The 18,274-nt window shown below is 52.9% G+C and carries 13 protein-coding genes; 2 read left to right on the top strand and 11 right to left on the bottom strand.

Annotated features, from left to right (window positions below; genetic code table 11):
* Nucleotides 1–204 precede the first annotated feature (204 nt).
* On the top strand, nucleotides 205–1,404 hold the full coding sequence (locus WCT94_RS01290; protein ID WP_336867448.1) for an efflux RND transporter periplasmic adaptor subunit: 1,200 nt from the start codon (nucleotides 205–207) through the stop codon (nucleotides 1,402–1,404).
* Between the two features lie 3 nt (nucleotides 1,405–1,407).
* Entirely contained in the window at nucleotides 1,408–3,360 is a 1,953-nt protein-coding gene (locus WCT94_RS01295; RefSeq protein ID WP_336867450.1) for a MacB family efflux pump subunit, read from the top strand.
* A gap of 3 nt (nucleotides 3,361–3,363) precedes the next feature.
* Here the strand turns inward: WCT94_RS01295 and cysM are convergent, their stop codons facing one another.
* The 11 genes from cysM to WCT94_RS01350 all read right to left on the bottom strand — a co-directional run bounded on the left by cysM (nucleotide 3,364) and on the right by WCT94_RS01350 (nucleotide 18,152).
* Nucleotides 3,364–4,245, bottom strand: coding sequence for a cysteine synthase CysM (gene cysM / locus WCT94_RS01300; protein ID WP_336867451.1), 882 nt, complete (start codon nucleotides 4,243–4,245; stop codon nucleotides 3,364–3,366).
* 56 nt (nucleotides 4,246–4,301) lie between these two features.
* The gene (cysW, locus tag WCT94_RS01305) at nucleotides 4,302–5,168 is read right to left on the bottom strand and encodes a sulfate/thiosulfate ABC transporter permease CysW (RefSeq protein WP_336867452.1); all 867 of its coding nucleotides are present in this window, start codon (nucleotides 5,166–5,168) and stop codon (nucleotides 4,302–4,304) included.
* Nucleotides 5,168–6,022 (bottom strand): sulfate/thiosulfate ABC transporter permease CysT, encoded by an 855-nt coding sequence (cysT, locus tag WCT94_RS01310; protein WP_336867453.1) that lies wholly within the window; start codon nucleotides 6,020–6,022, stop codon nucleotides 5,168–5,170. Before cysT ends, cysW begins: the two co-directional genes overlap by 1 nt.
* On the bottom strand, nucleotides 6,022–7,050 hold the full coding sequence (locus WCT94_RS01315) for a sulfate ABC transporter substrate-binding protein (protein WP_336867455.1): 1,029 nt from the start codon (nucleotides 7,048–7,050) through the stop codon (nucleotides 6,022–6,024). The genes cysT and WCT94_RS01315 overlap by 1 nt, the downstream gene beginning before the upstream one ends.
* Before the next feature lie 313 nt (nucleotides 7,051–7,363).
* Nucleotides 7,364–8,263 (bottom strand): Dyp-type peroxidase, encoded by a 900-nt coding sequence (locus tag WCT94_RS01320; protein ID WP_336867457.1) that lies wholly within the window; start codon nucleotides 8,261–8,263, stop codon nucleotides 7,364–7,366.
* A gap of 157 nt (nucleotides 8,264–8,420) precedes the next feature.
* Nucleotides 8,421–9,032 carry an RpoE-regulated lipoprotein gene (locus WCT94_RS01325; protein ID WP_336867459.1) on the bottom strand — a complete coding sequence of 204 codons (612 nt, stop codon included), beginning with the start codon at nucleotides 9,030–9,032 and terminating at the stop codon, nucleotides 8,421–8,423.
* A 188-nt stretch (nucleotides 9,033–9,220) separates the two neighbouring features.
* Nucleotides 9,221–10,894: an ABC transporter ATP-binding protein/permease gene (locus WCT94_RS01330; RefSeq protein WP_336867461.1), complete on the bottom strand. Its 1,674-nt coding sequence runs from the start codon at nucleotides 10,892–10,894 to the stop codon at nucleotides 9,221–9,223.
* Complete coding sequence (locus WCT94_RS01335) at nucleotides 10,891–13,665, bottom strand: M16 family metallopeptidase (protein WP_336867462.1); 2,775 nt, start codon at nucleotides 13,663–13,665, stop codon at nucleotides 10,891–10,893. The genes WCT94_RS01330 and WCT94_RS01335 overlap by 4 nt, the downstream gene beginning before the upstream one ends.
* Before the next feature lie 106 nt (nucleotides 13,666–13,771).
* Nucleotides 13,772–16,369: a TonB-dependent receptor plug domain-containing protein gene (locus WCT94_RS01340; protein ID WP_336867463.1), complete on the bottom strand. Its 2,598-nt coding sequence runs from the start codon at nucleotides 16,367–16,369 to the stop codon at nucleotides 13,772–13,774.
* 77 nt (nucleotides 16,370–16,446) lie between these two features.
* Nucleotides 16,447–17,391 carry a TonB family protein gene (locus WCT94_RS01345; RefSeq protein WP_336867464.1) on the bottom strand — a complete coding sequence of 315 codons (945 nt, stop codon included), beginning with the start codon at nucleotides 17,389–17,391 and terminating at the stop codon, nucleotides 16,447–16,449.
* Between the two features lie 335 nt (nucleotides 17,392–17,726).
* Nucleotides 17,727–18,152, bottom strand: a complete 426-nt coding sequence (locus WCT94_RS01350) for a GNAT family acetyltransferase (RefSeq protein WP_010301346.1) — start codon at nucleotides 18,150–18,152, stop codon at nucleotides 17,727–17,729.
* Between the last annotated feature and the right edge of the window lie 122 nt (nucleotides 18,153–18,274).

An 18,274-nucleotide genomic window follows, 5' to 3' on the forward strand; every position in this document is an offset into this window, starting at 1 on the left:
CTTTACGGACTCGGGGTAAATTACTCACCTGCGTTATTTACTTCCGTTGATACCCTAAATAATTCGAGTTTCAGGCAGGCGGCAAGCGAGGGAATCCCGATGAGCTTACTCAGGTAAGTGATTCGGGTGACTAAGCGCAGCCAACGCACATGCAACTTGAAGTATGACGGGTACAGATGCATTCATTAAGGACGACTCCCCCTGATGCAATCACGATTTTTTACACGACGCCGTACGACGATAGCGCTTGGCATTATCGCCGCTGCCGTGCTTATTCACTTGTTTTTCAACAAGCCCGCGCCTACGCCAAACGCGCAGACCACCGCCGCAGAAATTGCGGATCTTGAACAGACGGTACTTGCTGACGGCAAAATTGAAGCGCAGAAGCAGGTCAGCGTCGGTGCTCAAGCCTCGGGACAAATCAAAGCGCTGCACGTCGAACTCGGCGATAAGGTCACAAAAGGGCAATTGATCGCCGAGATTGATGACCTCACCCAACAGGACACGTTAAGAAATGGCGAAGCGGCGCTAAAAAACATTCAGGCTCAGCGAACCGCCAAACTGGCGGAATTGCGTAACAACGAATTGAGCTGGCAGCGCCAGCAAATGTTGATGAAACGCGGCGTTGGCGCTCAGGCCGACTACGATAGCGCGAAAGCCACGCTCGATGCCACCCGAGCCAATATTGACGCGCTGGACGCCCAGATCGTTCAGGCACAGATTACCGTCAACACCGCCAAGGTTAACCTCGGATATACCCAGATTCGTTCACCGATGGACGGCACCGTGGTGGCGATTCCGGTTGAAGCGGGCCAAACGGTCAACGCCATCCAGACCACGCCGACCATTGCCAAAGTCGCCAATCTGGACACCATGACCATCAAGGTGAAGATTTCAGAAGCCGACGTCGTCAAGGTGAAAACCGGCATGCCCGTATGGTTCAGTATTCTGGGCGAACCGAATAAGCGTTACGAAGCCACGCTGAGCTCGATTGAACCCGCGCCGGATTCCATCAATACGGATTCAACTACGACGTCATCCAGTTCCAGCAGCAGCACCAGTTCATCATCCAGCACCGCGATCTATTACAACGGCCTGTTTGATGTGAAGAACCCTGACGGCGTATTGCGCATTTCCATGACGGCACAGGTGTATATCCTGCTGTCGTCGGTGAAAAATGCCATTGTCGTCCCAGCGACGGCATTAACCTCGCGTAATGGCATGTGGTACGTGCAGGTCATGAATGCGAACAAGAAGATCGAATTGCGGCTGGTCACGCTCGGCCTCAATGATAACGTGCGCACCCAGATCCGTTCAGGGCTCAGCGTGGGGGAGCAGGTGGTTGTCAGCCCATCGTCCGGTGATGTCGCGTCCACGCATCCCGGCCCACCGATGGGGATGTAACGCATGTCCACATCCTTACTTAAGCTGACCGGCATTACCCGCCGCTTTTCCAACGGCGAGCAGGACGTTACCGTCCTTAAGGACATCAACCTGACGATCAATCAGGGAGAAATGGTGGCCATTGTCGGCGCGTCCGGCTCGGGAAAATCCACGCTGATGAATATTCTCGGCTGTCTGGATAAACCGTCCTCCGGTGATTATCAGGTGGCGGGGCGTGCCGTTGGTGAGCTGGATAACGACCAGTTAGCGGAACTGCGTCGCGAGCATTTCGGTTTTATTTTCCAGCGCTATCATCTGCTGGGTGACCTCAGCGCGCTGGGGAATGTCGAAGTACCGGCCATTTATGCCGGTAAAAGCCGGCTGGCACGTCGTCAGCGGGCAGCGGAGCTGTTAACCCGTCTGGGACTGGAACATCGCCTCCACTATCGTCCCAGCCAGCTTTCCGGCGGTCAGCAGCAGCGCGTGAGTATCGCCCGTGCGCTGATGAACGGCGGTGGCATTATTCTGGCGGATGAACCAACCGGTGCGTTGGACACCCACAGCGGCAACGAAGTCCTGAGCATACTCCGCGACCTGCACAAACAGGGCAATACGGTCGTGATCGTCACCCACGATATGACGATTGCCGAACACGCTCAGCGCATCATCGAACTGCGCGATGGCGAAGTGATTGCCGATCGACAAACGCGTCCCGAAGAGGCCACAGCGCCGTTATCTGAAGCCGCAAGCTCTCCGGCAACTTCCGCACTTAATCAGTTCAAAGACCGCTTTATTGACGCGTTTAAAATGGCGCTGCTGGCGATGAATGCCCAGCGGATGCGCACCTTTTTGACCATGCTCGGCATTATCATCGGCATCGCCTCCGTCGTCTCGGTGGTCGCACTGGGAAAAGGCTCACAGGAACAAGTGCTGGCCGATATCAACTCGATGGGCACCAGCACGTTGGAAATTTTCCCCGGCAAAGATTTCGGCGACATGGATGCCAGCGCCATCCAGACGCTGCGGGCCAGCGATATTCAACCGCTCACACAGCAGCCCTACGTGCATAGCGTCACGCCTTCTATTTCCACCAGCGTAACGATGCGCTATGGCAACATTGCCGTTTCCGCCAGCGTTTCCGGGGTTGGCGAGCAGTTCTTTACCGTACGTGGCTACACCCTGCAACGCGGTGTGCTTTTCCCTCGCAGCAGCGTCGATGAACTGGCACAGGACGCGGTGATTGACAAAAATACGCTTAACAAGCTCTTTCCCCACGGCGAGGATCCGATTGGGCAAGTCATTCTATTGGGCTCGCTGCCCGTCCGGATTATCGGCGTCGTCAGCAAGAATCAGGGCGGCTTCGGCAGCGATGAAAATCTGAATGTCTGGGTGCCGTACACCACGGTGATGAAGCGCATGGTTGGGCAGTCCTACCTGAAAAGCATCACGGTGCGGGTAAAAGACAATATTGATATGAACGTCGCCGAGAAAAGCATCACTGCACTACTGACGCAGCGGCACGGTACGAAAGACTTCTTTATCATGAACACGGACAGCATCCGTCAGATGATCGAGAAAACCACCACTACACTCACGCTGCTGGTGTCGATGATCGCGCTGATCTCGCTGCTGGTCGGCGGTATCGGTGTGATGAACATCATGCTGGTGTCCGTCACCGAACGAACCCGAGAGATCGGCGTCCGTATGGCGGTCGGCGCGCGCACCAGAGATATCATGCAGCAGTTTCTAATCGAAGCCGTACTGGTCTGCCTGTTCGGCGGCATCATCGGCGTGGGGCTGTCGCTGGCTATCGGTGTACTGTTCGCACAATTCAGCAGCAATTTCGCGATGATCTATTCCAGTTCCTCGATTATTGCCGCATTCCTGTGCTCCAGCCTGATCGGCATTATCTTCGGCTTCTTCCCCGCCCGACGTGCGGCGCGGATGGAACCGATTCACGCGCTGGAGCGGGAATAGTCATCAGTCAAAGACCCCGGTGGACAGATACCGATCGCCGCGATCGCAGGCAATCGCCACAATCACGCTGCCGGGGTTTTCCACTGCAATCCGCAGCGCGCCCGCCACCGCTCCGCCGGAACTGACGCCACAGAAGATACCTTCCTGACGCGCCAACTGCCGCAGCGTATTCTCGGCGTCGATCTGTGTCATATCCAGAATACGATCGACCAGATCGGCGCGGAAAATGCCCGGCATATAGTCCGGCGTCCAGCGGCGAATGCCGGGAATGTGGCTGCCTTCCGCAGGCTGTAGCCCTACCGTGCAGATTGCCGGATTCTGCTGTTTCAGATAGCGACTGACGCCGGAAATCGTGCCGGTCGTTCCCATACTGGAGATAAAGTGGGTCAACTTACCCGCCGTCTGCTGCCAGATCTCCGGGCCAGTCGTGAGAAAGTGCGCCAGCGAATTGTCCGGGTTATTGAACTGATCGAGCGTTTTCCCCTCTCCCGCCAGCACCATCTGTTTTGCGCGATCCCGCGCCCCTTCCATCCCTAACTTACGATTAACCAACACCAGCTCTGCGCCATACGCGCGCATCGCAGTCTGACGTTCATAGCTCATATTGTCCGGCATCAGCAGGCGTAGCCGGTAGCCTTTTACCGCCGCAATCATCGCCAGTGCAATGCCGGTATTCCCGCTGGTCGCCTCGATCAGTCTGTCACCGGGGGCGATGTCGCCGCGATTCTCCGCCTGCTGGATCATGGAGAGTGCCGCCCGATCTTTTACCGATCCGGCGGGGTTATTCCCCTCCAGCTTCAGCCAGATTTCGCTCTTCAACCCCTGCGTCAGGCGCTGCAATTTCACCAGTGGCGTATTACCAATACAATGCTCAAGCGTTGTCACAAGTTGAGTCCTAAAAAACCTCACGCGTATGGCGTGAGTGAGAGAAAAGAGTAAAGTTAGTGTTTATTCATTTGCCGCTTCACGCGCCACTGCAAGGCGCTTTTGATAAACAGCGTCAGTATCGCCATCACGGTTAACAGCGCCGCCGCAGTAAACGCGCCGACACTGTTATAATCCTGATGCAATAATTCGACCTGCAATGGCAGCGTATAGGTTTCACCACGAATCGAGCCAGACACCACGGATACAGCGCCAAACTCGCCAATCGCCCGAGCATTGGTCAGAACCACGCCATACAGCAGCGCCCAGCGAATATTCGGTAACGTCACCCGATAGAACACCTGCCAGCCCGAGGCACCAAGCAGCACGGCAGCCTCTTCTTCCTGACTGCCCTGACTCATCATCACCGGAACCAGCTCCCTGACCATAAACGGGCAGGTCACGAATATTGTCACCAGCGCAATGCCCGGCCAGGCAAACATCAGCTGTAGCCCCTGTTCATCCAGCCAGCCGCCAACAGGCCCGTTGGTGCTGTAAAAAAGCAGATACAATAAACCCGCTACCACCGGCGAAACGGCAAAAGGAATGTCGATCAGCGTGAGCAGTAGTTGCCGCCCCGGAAACTGAAAGCGCGTGACCAGCCAGGCCAGCAGCGTACCAAAGACCAGATTTACCGGTACGACAATCGCGACCACCAGCAGCGTGAGACCAATCGCATGCAGCATGTCAGGATCGCTCAGGTTACGCCAGACGCCCCCCAGCCCGTGCGCCAGCGCCGCGGCAAAAATTGACACCAGAGGGATGACCAGCATGATGAGCGATAATATCACGCCCAGCGCAATTAGCGCTGCTCTCCCCCAATTGCGCCCCTGCTGAACGGGATGAGCCTGACGGCGAGTCGTCACGGTAGGAATCTCAGCCATTACACGCTCCGGGTCCGTTGACCAAAACGACTTTGCAGCACGTTGACAGCAAACAGGATCAATAAGGAAGCCGCTAACACAACGGAAGCAATCGCGCTCGCGGCAGGGAAATCAAACTCCTGCAAGCGAATAAAAATCATCAGCGACACGACCTCCGTCTGCCAGGCAATATTCCCTGCAATAAAGATGACCGCGCCAAACTCGCCCAGACTGCGGGCAAACGACATCGCGGTGCCCGTTAAGAGCGCCGGGGTTAATTCCGGTAAAATGACATAGCGAAAACACTGCCAGCGATTTGCTCCCAACGTCTGCGCCGCCTCTTCGTATTCCGGACCCAACTCTTCCAGCACCGGCTGAACGGTCCGCACCACAAAGGGAATGCTGGTGAACGCCATCGCGACCGTAATCCCCAGCCAGGTGTACGATACCTTGATACCGTATTCTGCCAGCCATGCGCCGTACCAGCCGGTCGTTGAAAAGAGCGCGGCCAGTGTCAGCCCTGCTACGGCCGTGGGGAGCGCAAAGGGCAAATCCATCAATCCATCCAACAAGGCCCGGCCGGGAAAGCGGTAGCGCGTCAAAATCCACGCCATTAACAGGCCAAATCCCGCATTAAATACCGTCGCCAGCCCCGCAGCCAAGAGCGTCACCTTGTAAGCGGCTACCACCTGCGGATTGGAAATCACCGTCCAATACTGCGCCAGACTCATTTCCGAGAGCTGCATCACCAGCGCACTTAAGGGCAGTAACAGAATCAGACAGACGAACAGCAGGCTGCTGCCCAGACTCAATGCGAATCCCGGCAGCACCCGTTTACCTGAACCAGAAAAGACGTTACCCGGCCCCAAAGCCATTACTGACGACCAGCCGCCAGCAATTTATCCAGTTCGCCACCCGTGTCAAAGTGGGTTTTCATCACCTGTGGCCACGTTCCAAACTGATCCTCCACCCGGAATAAGGTGGTCTCCGGGAAGCGGGATTTCAGCGTTTGTGTCAATTCAGGATTATTCACGCGATAGTAAAAATCCGTGATAATTTTCTGCGCTTCCGGGCTATACAGATAATTCAGATAGGCTTTTGCCGCCTGCTCGGTGCCGTTCTTCTCGACATTCTTGTCGATCCACGCCACGGGGAATTCCGCCAGTACGTTGACCTTCGGGACGATCACTTCGTAGTTCTCGGCACCATACTCATTACGGATGTTATTCACCTCGGATTCAAAGCTGATCAGCACATCACCCAACTGACGTTCCACAAACGTGGTGGTTGCCCCGCGACCGCCGGTATCAAAGACTGCAACGTTCGCCAGAAAACGGGTTATCCACGCACGAGTTTTGGCCTCATCGCCGCCGTTGGCTTTGCTGGTCGCGCCCCAGGCCGCAAGGTAGGTATAACGAGCATTGCCGGACGTTTTCGGATTCGGGAAAATCAGTTTAACGTCATCACGCACCAGATCGTTCCAGTCGTGGATCCCTTTAGGATTGCCTTTGCGAACCAGAAACGCCATGGTGGAGTAGAACGGAGAGCTGTTATTCGGTAAACGCGCTTGCCAATCGGCGGGGATCAGTTGCCCACGATCGTGCAGGATCTGGACGTCGGTCACCTGATTATAGGTCACGACATCAGCCTTCAGGCCTTGCAGAATAGCCAACGCCTGTTTAGACGAACCGGCATGCGATTGTTTGATCGTCAGCGGATCGTTAGGGTGCTGCGACAACCACTGTTTTTCAAAGCCGGGATTGAGCGCCACAAAGAGCTCACGCGACACATCATAAGAGCTGTTCAGCAGCTCGGTAGCAGAGACAACACTCTGCCCACCCAGCAGCAATGACAGCGCCAGAGAACCTTTCACCAGCCAGCCTTTCACCTGTACTTGATTCATCTTATGTCCTGCCAGAGTTAGCGCCTATTCGGTAGGCTTTGTTATGGGGGATCTATCGTTTGCATAGCCATTTTTTGAAAAAAATGCACTTGTCAGCGCAACTCAGTGTAGGGGGAAGTGATGGTCAACATATAACCTTTATATATAACATTTCGGAGTTTTTAAGCGCTAAAGGGCATAACCCCGAGGCAAGAGAAACGTAAAGAAAAGGGGCGATAAAGTAGCCTGATGGGAAGTGAAACGTTGAGAACGGAGAGAATTGGTAAGAATGGATGCCTGCGCAGGTGCAGGCATCAGGAAAACGCGTTGGATCTTACAGCGATAAAAGCTGATCCAGAGACGGCGCGAAGAAGTAGCTGCCGCTGACGGCACGCGTAAAGCGCAGCATCTCATCACGTTTACCGTCACGATCGCCGAACATGCTCAGCAACTGCTGCTCAATGTTATGCAGACGTGCACAGTAGGCGACAAAATAGAGCCCGTTTTTCCCGCTCGCGGTGCCATAAGGCAGGCTCTGGCGCAGAATCTTCAGCCCTTTGCCGTCTTCCTTTAAATCCACGCGGCTGAGATGTGATGTCACAGGGCGCTCATCGGAAGACAACTCTTCGTTATCCTGCTTCGTACGCCCGATCATCTGTTCCTGCTGTTCCACGCTAAAACGCTGCAACTGCTTCAGATTGTGTTCCCAACGTTGGGTAAACACGTAGCTACCGCCTGCATCCGGCTGGCCTTCAGGGATAATCGCCACAGCGTGACGGGCATCCCCCTGCGGGTTTTCCGTCCCATCGACAAAACCACTTAAATCGCGATCTTCCACCCAGCGGAAGCCGTGCGTCTCTTCTTCGATACGGATCGCACCACCAAACGCAGCCAGCGCCGCCTGAGCCAGCGTGAAGTTCACATCATGGCGCAGCGATTGAATATGGATCAACAGATCGCGCTGCGTAGCAGGCGCGAGCCCGTTGCCCAGCGGCGTAAAAGATTTCAGTTCCGCCGCGCCGTGGTTGCAGTCCAGATCGCGCCAGACATCGTTGCCAAATGCCAGCACCGCACCTAATCCCGCATCGGGATACTGCTGCTGTAACGCTTGTAATGTCTGACAGAATTTTTTGCATCCCTGCCGGATAGCATCAAACTCTCCCTGAATCATCGCTTCCATAAAGATGGCAAAACGGCGGTGTTCCAATAAAATACCGCTTTGAATTGGTGTCATTTCTGCTTCCTCAAGCGTCAGTTTTTTCTTTTGTTGTTATGGTTTACGACTGTTTACGGCGGCTCTGGCTGGTGCCAGACAGCACCGTTATCATACCGGAAGCCGCCTGACGTTTACCTTGCGTAAAGACAAATTACAGCCTTTACGAGACGCTCCTTTATAAAGCGGATGTGTTACGCCCCTGCGCATGCCACACAATTTTGCTCACTTTCCAGTTCTTCAGGATATCGTCCGGCGGCATCAGACCTTCCGGGCCGCTCCATTCGCCGGAATAGACATAGCTAATATGCGTACTCTGCGGGGCGGCACATTCCACGCTCTGCGCATCATCACCTTGCCCTAACTGGCAGGATTCAAACGCTTTGCTGTAGGTATTGTTAAACGCATCACCGATTTTCACACCGCCTGCGCTGCCAATCGCGGGATCCATGACTTCAACTTTGCGTACGCTGCCCTTCGGCTGGCCGCTGATGATCATCTTCACGTCTTTACCATCCAGCGCCTGATAAAACGCGACCAGTTGACCGTTGGAAGTACCCATTCCGCTACGCAGTTGATAACCACCATCCAGCGCGCTCTGTAGCGCCCCTTCAGACAGTGGCGTACCGGCATTGATACCACCGACACCCGCATCGCTCACTTCCAGCGAACTGCCGAACCAGTTAAACGGTGACAGGCTGGACCAGGAGAAATGGGAAAGCGTGCTGCATCCACTCAGCACCAGCGGTAAACCCAGCACCAGCGATAAACCCAGCGGGCGAAAATTCATGGTATGTACTCCTCAAGATTGAGCGGCTTCCGTCATCAGCCACCCTGGTAAGATGGGGGTTGGAGTCTGCAAGCGACGAAAAGTGCCGTAAAAGACGGGATAATCTTGTGAGGGATTATAGAGGGCATACGAAAAGAAACCTACCAGAACCGCAGGCCTCCCGACACTCGGAAGGCCTGCGGGCAACATCAACTGCGCTGTGAGGCAAAATCCGTTAAGTCATAACGATGCGAGAACAGATCGTCCAGCTCCGTCTGGTGCGTAATCGCCACCACGGTACACGCAGGCAACGCCATCTTGACCAGCGCCAAAAGCTGCCTGGCGGCGTCATGATCCAGATTGCTGGTCGCTTCATCCAGATAAAGCGTATCGGGTTTGGCAATCAGCGCGCGGGCAAAGGCGACACGCTGCCGCTCCCCGCCGGAGAAGACGCGATCCCAATTCAGTTGCTCATCCAGACGATCGCGCCACGCGCCAAGCCCGACGCTATCCAACGTCTGACGCAGCATCTCGCTGTCGGCCAACGGCGGGTGTGGATAGCAGAGAATCTCTGCCAGCGTCCCCTGCCCCAGATAGCTTTGCTGCGGTAACAGCAGACTACGCCCTTCCGGTGCCTGCCAGCGACCATCGTAATAGGGCCACAGGCCGTTTAACGTACGCAGCAGCGTGGATTTCCCTAGCCCGCTGCGGCCAGAAAATTTACTCCAGCTCCCTGCTTCGCAGCTCAGATCCACATGTTGCAACAGCGGAGAACCCTGCGGCGTGGTGAAAGAAAGCTGATCAATACGTAAATCCTGTCCTACCGGCGCATCGACCTGTTCAGACTGGTGACGTTTGATTTCGTCCTTGAACTGGCTGAGACGCGCCATACTGGCAGAAAGAATCACGAACTCTTTGTACTTATGGATAAACCAGCTCAGTGCACCGTGTACCTGCGCAAACGCTCCGCGGATCTGCATCAACCCGCCCAGCGTTACCGTTTTACTCAGGAAGGCAGGCAGAGCGGCAAAGACCGGCACAATCTGGCTTACACGCATATAGCCCGTGGTGAAGAAGCCCAGATTACGCTCGGCATTCATAAAACGCCCCCAGTTCGACACGATGGCAGAGAAATGCCGCTGAAGATGGCTTTTCTCTTGCGCTTCGCCGCCGTACAGCGCAATTTGCTCGGCGTTATCATGCTTACGCAGCAGCGCCGCACGGAAATCGGCCTCTGCCTTTTGCTTCTCATAATTAATATTATGCAGACGCTTCCCGACCACATGCGTAATCAGGCTGCCGAGCAGCGTATACAGAATAGCGATCCAGACCAGATAACCTTCGATTACCCACTCTTTGCCAAACAGCGTAAAGCGCTGAACGCCCGATAATCCCCACAGAATGACGACGAAAGAGAACAAACGCGCGGTCACGATCAAAAATTCGATGACCAGACTAACGGCTTTGTCGACAAACAGGTTGATATCTTCGGCAATACGCTGGTCTGGGTTATCAATCTTGCCCGCAACTGACATGCGATAAAATGCCCGCTTCGCCAGCCAGCTATCCACCAGCTCGGCGGTTAACGCGGTACGCCAGCGGATAATCAGCAGTTTGGTAAACCACTCCTGATACACGATCGACCCGATATAGAGCAGGATGTAAACGCCGTATTCTTTCATCAGGGACATCAGCAAACTGCTGTCGAACGACCCTAACGCGTCATAAAACGTTTTGCTCCACTCGTTTAACAACACGTTGAGATAGACGATCATCCCGCCCATCGCGATGGCGATGAACAAGAGCAGCCATGCCTGCCAGCTGCGTTTGCCGCCCCAGAAGGGACGGCAGAGATCGACAAATTGAGCGACGACCTTCTTCACTCTTTCACCTCTTGCGGCAAGGTGATGTAAAGCACACGGTTATCCGGGTTATACAACTTCGCTGACATCGCACGAACGCTGTCCAGCGTGATGCTGTCCGCCAATGTAGAAACACTGCTCAGATAACGCGGATCGTCATAGTGGCGATAGCTCAGCAGCAGGCGGCGCTGTATGGTCATCAGATCGCCCTGACGCCCTTTTTCAGCACGGATGAACTGTGCTTTCTGGTCGTCCACATCTTCCTGAGTAATCTTGGTCGGCAGTTCAGCAAAGACCTGCTCGGCCAGCTTCCAGAGCTCCTGTGCGCGTTCCGGTGCGCTGGAGAAACTCACTTCGGTCTCAATACGCTGTTTTTTATCTTCCAGTTCACTATCGACACGCATCCGGTAAATGCCCAGTGCATCATCACGCAGGCTCGTCTTGAGATATTTATTCGCGATATTACGAGCAACGCTCACCTGCACCGCCGCCTGCGGCGTCCATGCATGCGGTGTGAAGCTCCAGGTACGGATATCGGCACGCGGTTCAATACTGATAGCCGATGTCGCCTCACGTTTACCCGGCAGCGCCAGATATGATTTCACTTCGCTGACAGGCTGACGCGGGATCGTCGCGAGATAGCGTTCAACCGCTGGCAACAGCTGTGCAGCAGGCATATCTGCGATCAGATAGTACGTCACGGGTGCAGAAGCCGCTTTATGCCACTGTGACAGCAAAGCTGGCGCGGAAACGTGCTTCAGTTCTTCAATTTCAGGCTGCTGCCAGGCTGGCCCGCCAAAACGTAATTTGGCGATATCACTGGCCCGTTTTCCTGAAACCGATTGATCGTCATTGGCTTTTTGACGCGCCAGACCCATCATGCTTTCTTTCATCACATCAGGATCGATGCCCGGCGCGACATTCATTTCGCGGTATAGGCCAAAAAGATTCGCCAATTCCTTAATCGGAGCCTGTCCACTCAGCGTCAACTGATCGGCATCATGGGAAACCATAATCGACAGGGATTTCTCTTTTTTCCAGTTAGCGAGCGCTTCTCCGCTCCACGTTGCGGGACCACTTTGCTCAACCAACTGGCTTGCCAACTGCGCCTGCCACGGGTTCATTGACGTCGCCATAAACCCAGCCTGACTCACGGCGGTCAGCCAGACTTTTTTACCGGCTTCCGGCGCACGCAGCCATACCACGCGGTCACCGTTGCTCAACTGCCACTGCTCAACTTTTTGTGCCGCAAACGTCTTCACTGCCGTGCGTTTTCCGCTTTGCGTCACCACTGGAAGTTCAGGGATGATTTTCTCTTTTTCTACCTGCAACGGTGCCAGCGGTGCCGCGGCCCACTGCGCCTGTAACTTACGAATCGCGTCTGGTTTAGGCAGCGTGAACGGCGTCGCACCCGGCACGCTAAACTGCGCCAGCGTATCCGGTGAGGCTAACCAGCGTTGTAGGTGGCGGTTTACCTCTTCTGGCGTGATGGTGCCCAGTATTTCCAGCGCCTCTTTACCGCGCTGCTGGCTGCCGACATAAGGGCGATCCTGCTGCCAGACGATGGTCAACTGCTGAACCCAATCCTCAAATTCGCGTTTCTCCGAGAACGTGCTCATACGCTGTGCCACTTCACGGATATCCGCCGTGATCTCTTTGATGTCCTGCTCGTTTAACGGATAGCGTTTTAACCGCTCAATTTCTTTCAATACCGCAGACATCGCGGCGTCATGACCACCCGGCATCACGTTCGCAAAAAAGCCCAGCGCAGCGGTGGTTTTACCGATATCCGATTTACGCACCACCAGGCTACTGGCATCTTGCGGCAATTCGGTTTTCTGTCGACGAATCTGGCGCGTGAGCGCAGACATCGTGATTTGCGTCAGCAAGCGATGGCGCAGCTCGGGTTGACCAAAGGTGTCTTTATCATTGAAACGATAGACAAACGACACCTGGCTGCTGCCGCTTTGGCTATCCTGCAAGCGTGCAACGTTGAGTTGTGGTTTCAGTAACGGCTCGTAGTAATCACGAGCTGGCACAGTCACATTAGGCAGCGGTGAAAAATAGCGTTGAATTTCACGTTCCGCATCGGCAGGCGTGATATCACCAATAATCATCAAACGCATATTCGACGGGTGATACCAACGCTGATAGAAATCCTGTAATACGCTGGCCGGCGTTTCATTAATCGACTGTTCCGTGCCAATCGTCGGGCGGGAAGGATAACGGGAATCGTGGCGAATCGCCTGTACACGCTGCTGGTTCATGCGTTCCGCTACGCCCAGCTTGCCACGCCACTCTTCCAGAATAATTTTGCGCTCATCGTCGAGATCGGCTTGCGACAATTTGGCATGCCCCGTCATCTGGCTCAGCGCCTGTAACGTCGTCCCCAGATCGCGATTCCCTTTTGGCGGGCTCATCATGTACATGGTGCGCTCGTAGTTGGTCACCGCGTTATAGCTCTGTCCGCGTCCCCATCCCTGCTTGTGCAGTTCCGTACTCACACCTTGAGGAAACGCGTCGCTGGCGCGGAACACCATGTGCTCCACCATGTGCGCCACGCCGGATTCGTTGTCTTTCTCATCAATCGAACCGACATCGACAATCAGGCGAATATCCACCCGCGATTTCTGCCCTTCCAACGGCACGAGGGTATAACGCAATCCGTTCGCCAGCGTTCCTTCTTTAAAAACCGGTAACGGACTTTTTATTTCTTCAGCCTGGCTCACCACGCTTCCCGCTAACAGGCCGACAGCCGTTAGCGATAACCAGCAACACTTCTTCCAGTTCATAACAACCTTTTCGTTTTTATGTTTGCCTGCAAGGCAATTCTTTGAGTGCATCAATGCAAAATGCCCCGCCAAACGTCAGCAAGTGACGAATGGCAGGGCATAGGATTTACCAGGTGTAAGCGACACCAAGCCAGAACTGACGGCCGGGTTTGTAGGTGACGGTCGTGGTATTAATATTCGTCTTCTGCTGCGTTTCAACTACTTTATCCAGAACGTTCAGCACATCCAACGTGATATCCAGCGTCTGCGTTTTGTATACCGGCTGAGAGTAAGAAAAACGCCAGTCATAGGAGATAAAATCGTCATATCGGGTAGATATATATTCTTTCGCCTCTCCGGTAAAGTCAGGTTCAGCGTTACAGGCAGGGCTACCACCAGGACACACCGTATTCAATGCCAGAGGAGTATATCCTTTGTAACCGGAGGTATAACCTACGCGCTGTCCCCAATTGAGGCGAATCGCTGGGAAGTAAGTATCCACATTCAAGAAAGCGGTCCAGGGCGTATTGAAATCCATCGCATCCATGTCGCCCTTATACATCAACTTACCATCAACAATAACCCGACTCTCATCGGTATTCGTATCATCGTAGTAAGCGATCGAATTAACTTTATTTTTCGCAATACCAGCACCCAGCTTCCAATTCACTTCTGCGAAACTGAAACGGTACGGACTGATAGGCTGCACTTCCAGAGACAGTGTATTTCCTTCTGTACGCCCCTCATTATTCATCACACGGTAGCGTTGCCCAGCAACGGTCATTGATTCAGCGCCAAACTGATCTTTCCCCTGACGATTAACCCACTTCGCCGTCCATACCGTATTCATAACACGCTGTGATAACCCCAGTGTTATTTCGTCACTGTAAGGCGTGTTTAAATCAGAAACGGTGTAATTATTACCCGTAATTCTTGAAGGATTAGAAACCCACGGTGCAGTGGACGAGGTGCGCCTTTGCGCGATATTCGTACCAATACCCTCACGTAGCTTATATGACAGCATACCCGAGCCATAATAGCGGTTGGCTCCACCGAACACGCGCGTAGAACGATCGCCGAAGACATCGTAAGAGGCAGAAAAACGGGGGGCGAAGTTCAGATTTTCCAAGAAATCATCGTAGCTAACACGCACGCCTGGGGTCACTTCCAGCCGACCATAGCTCATACTATTTTGCAGATAAGCAGCATAGCTGTTATAACTGACTTGCACTGAACGGGCTGGGTAGAGAATACGAGAACCTGCAAACTGCTCACCGGGAATACACAGTTGATCTCCGGGCAAACACACAACGTTGGGATTGACGTAGGTAGCATTCGCCGAGGCATTGCTCACATAAGCATCTTGAGAACGGTGATACTGTGCACTCGCAAAGTCAGCCTGCCAGCCGAAATCGACCTGATGGGTCATCCCCAATAAGAAGGCGGGGTTAAGTTCGTAATCCTGCTTTAACGTGGTGGTATTTTTTTCCGTGGCAAATGTCCCATAACCACCAATCTGTGAGGTGCGAATTGACGATTGCCAATCCAATGACTGGGAGACAAAACCTAACGAAGGCGCATTGTTGATCCAAGTAATAAACTCATTAGATTCATGTTCAATCCTGTTCTGCTCAGACTGATAGCCAGCCAAGCTAATCATTTTCCCCCAGTTAGCATTATGCTCCCACTCCATATTGAAGCGATAGCCGCCACCAGTATTAGTAAATGAACCGTTTTTAACATCTCGCTTATAATATTTTGATTCGTGTGGGGAATACATGCCCATCATGCGAATAATATCGCCATTATCCGCTAGATAAACGCCTTTTAGCAGGTAGGTTTCACTAATGCGTTCTTGATCGTCCCATTGTTGTAAATACTGATGATAATAGGGAATATCTGACTGCTGCCGGTTATAGGCAAAAATAAATCCCGCTTTATCACTTAATGGCTGATTAAAGGTGGCCGAGTAGAATTGCTTCTTAAATTTCGGCTGGTAGTACAGGTTAGTCGCAGAATAGAAGTCTTCGCTAATGTTGGAATCAATGTGATAACGGGTCCAACTATCGCTCGAGGTACGATAAGAAATCTTGCCAAATACGTTATCCAGCTTAGGGTCCATCAGCTTGGCATCCACCACTCCACCAGTGAAATCACCGTACTTAGCGGAGATATTGCTGTCAAATACTTCCAGCGACTCAATCAGCTCCGAGTTAATCCAGAACGATTGTGTCCCACCCGCAGGTAGATCTGTCGCATTGTAACCATCAGGATCAGTATCTAGCTGTCCCTTATTGGCTCCAGGGTTGATATTGCTATTATTCGATAACCCATCGATCATAAAGTTATTATTGTAAAACTTCTCGCCGTGGAACGAGACGTTTTCTGGTGCGAGTTCCCCCGGCGTATTGCTGCTATTCGCCGTGTTCGAGAACTGCACCGCGGGGTTATTCTTTAATAACTCCGGTATCGAACCGTTTCCGGTCGGCATCTTTTTAATCTGCTCGGCATTAATGATCTGCGTCCCCATTGACTGGCTGGTCGGGGTTGAGCGAACTAAAATGGTATCTTCACTATTTCCCGAAGAGGAATCACCCTGCTGCTCTTCTTCGGTTTCTGCATTGTTCTTCTGCTGACTTTCATCAACAGAGTTGTCGTTTTGCTGTGCGAGTGCAGGCCCTGATAATAATGACAATAGCATCATTAAATAGACGTTCTTATTCATTTATTCAAAATCCCCAGTGAACCTTATTATTTGAAAAATAAAATTATTTTTGTAATTACCGCATGTAACATGCATTGCTAATCATCAACCTGAATATGACCATTGAGTTTGAACACGATGGAAACCACCTGATTCTCAACGGGTGCTTCTGTTCGATAGCGCCAACGCGCCATGTCTTTCATCACGTCATCGCCAAATACGCCGTCTGGCGTTTCAGACAGAATCTGTACGTTAGTGACCGTACCGCTACCGGTAATATCGAATTTGACGCGCACTTTTCCTTCCACGCCCAGCGCTTTTGCCCGAGCGGGATAATTCACGCGGCGATGCAGCGCTTTAAAATTTTGACTATTGCTTTTCCCAGCCCCACGAGCCGCCTGACCACTATCGCTCTCGCCCACTTTGGCGGTTGTTGCGCTCCCCGGCATACCAACCGAAGATGGCATGGGAGAAGGAGCATCACCGGTTTGCGCTGTCGCTACGGGAGACTCACTCTTCTTCTCGGTCTGTTGTGTCTGCTGCGTTCTGGCCTGCTGCGGTTCTTTCGGCTTCTCTTCCAGTTTCTTTTCAGGCTGTTTTTTCTCACGCACGAGCGGCTTTTTTTCCGCAACGGGTTTGCGCTCAATAACAGGCTGTTTAATTACGGGATTGGGGTGTTCTGGTAACGGCATTAAAATCGGCATCACGACGGGAGCCGGTTGAGCAACGGGAGGATCGGCTACGGGTGGTGATGTGTCGGCAGCCTGTGACATCGCAGCAGCCATCATGGTCACCTGCATGCTTCCGCCCGCGTTTCCTGCCATATCTTCAATGTTTTCTTTTGGGGAATAGTGCAATAGAAAGAAAACCGCCAGTAACGCATGCGCCACACAGGACAACACAAAAAAGGCCAGAGAACGCCAGTTAGGCACATCGGGGGTCAATGCTGTTGTTGGAGAGGAATGAGTAAGAGGAGCCAGCAATGCGCTGCGACTAGTGCGATTCGCACCCAGTAATGCCCCCTGAAGATTGTCACGACTCACTATCCAACTCCATCTCTTGAACTTCAACTTCCTGGTGTCAGTCGTGCAATCACAATCTTCCAGGCGATAAAATGTAAGCAAGATCAGAACATGAAAAAACATGTCAAGATCCAGCGTGCAACATTAATAAATAATAATACAAATGAGAATCGTTTTACAAATGAAAACTGTTACCCATAAAGTCTAACAAATTGCATGCAAAATCATTACAAATCTAAGTAATTCTTTGAGTTAAAAAGGAAAAAGTGCGCTCATGAGGCGCACATTTTACTGAAAGAGGAGTCTGAAGAGGGAAGCGGTGCAGAGGTTACGGCTTAGAGCTGGTGAAATAACAATCAATATTCCCGATCTTCAATCAGGCGTTTCCCCAGCGTAACGCTATCGACGATCTCATAGTCGAGTTTTTCATACATGCCGATCACGGCATCGTTGTCCTCACGCACCATCAGGTGGATCTTCGGGCAGCCGCGGGCAATGAGTTTTTTCTCCAGGCGGCTAATCAACGCATTCGCAATGCCGCGTCCGCGAAAATCAGGGTGTACGCCCAGATAGTATGCCGAACCACGGTGACCGTCGTAACCGCCCATCACCGATCCTACGATTTCGCCGTTCACCTCTGCGACCAGAAACAGATCGGGATCGTGATTAAGCTTACGTTCGATGTCCATTTCAGGATCGTTCCACGGGCGCAGCAAATCACAGCGCTCCCAGAGGGTGATCACGGCTTCAAAGTCATCCTGCCTGAATATGCGGATTTCCATCACAGTCGCCATTTTGCAATAAGGTAAATCGTGATTATCGCGTGATTTTTATCAGACGCAATCCAAAATTGCGCGACGCTATCAGGAATCACACAACGGGTGACCGGGGATCGATTTTATTG

It is taken from the genome of Pectobacterium sp. 1950-15, assembly GCF_037136835.1.
Classification (GTDB): Bacteria; Pseudomonadota; Gammaproteobacteria; order Enterobacterales; family Enterobacteriaceae; genus Pectobacterium.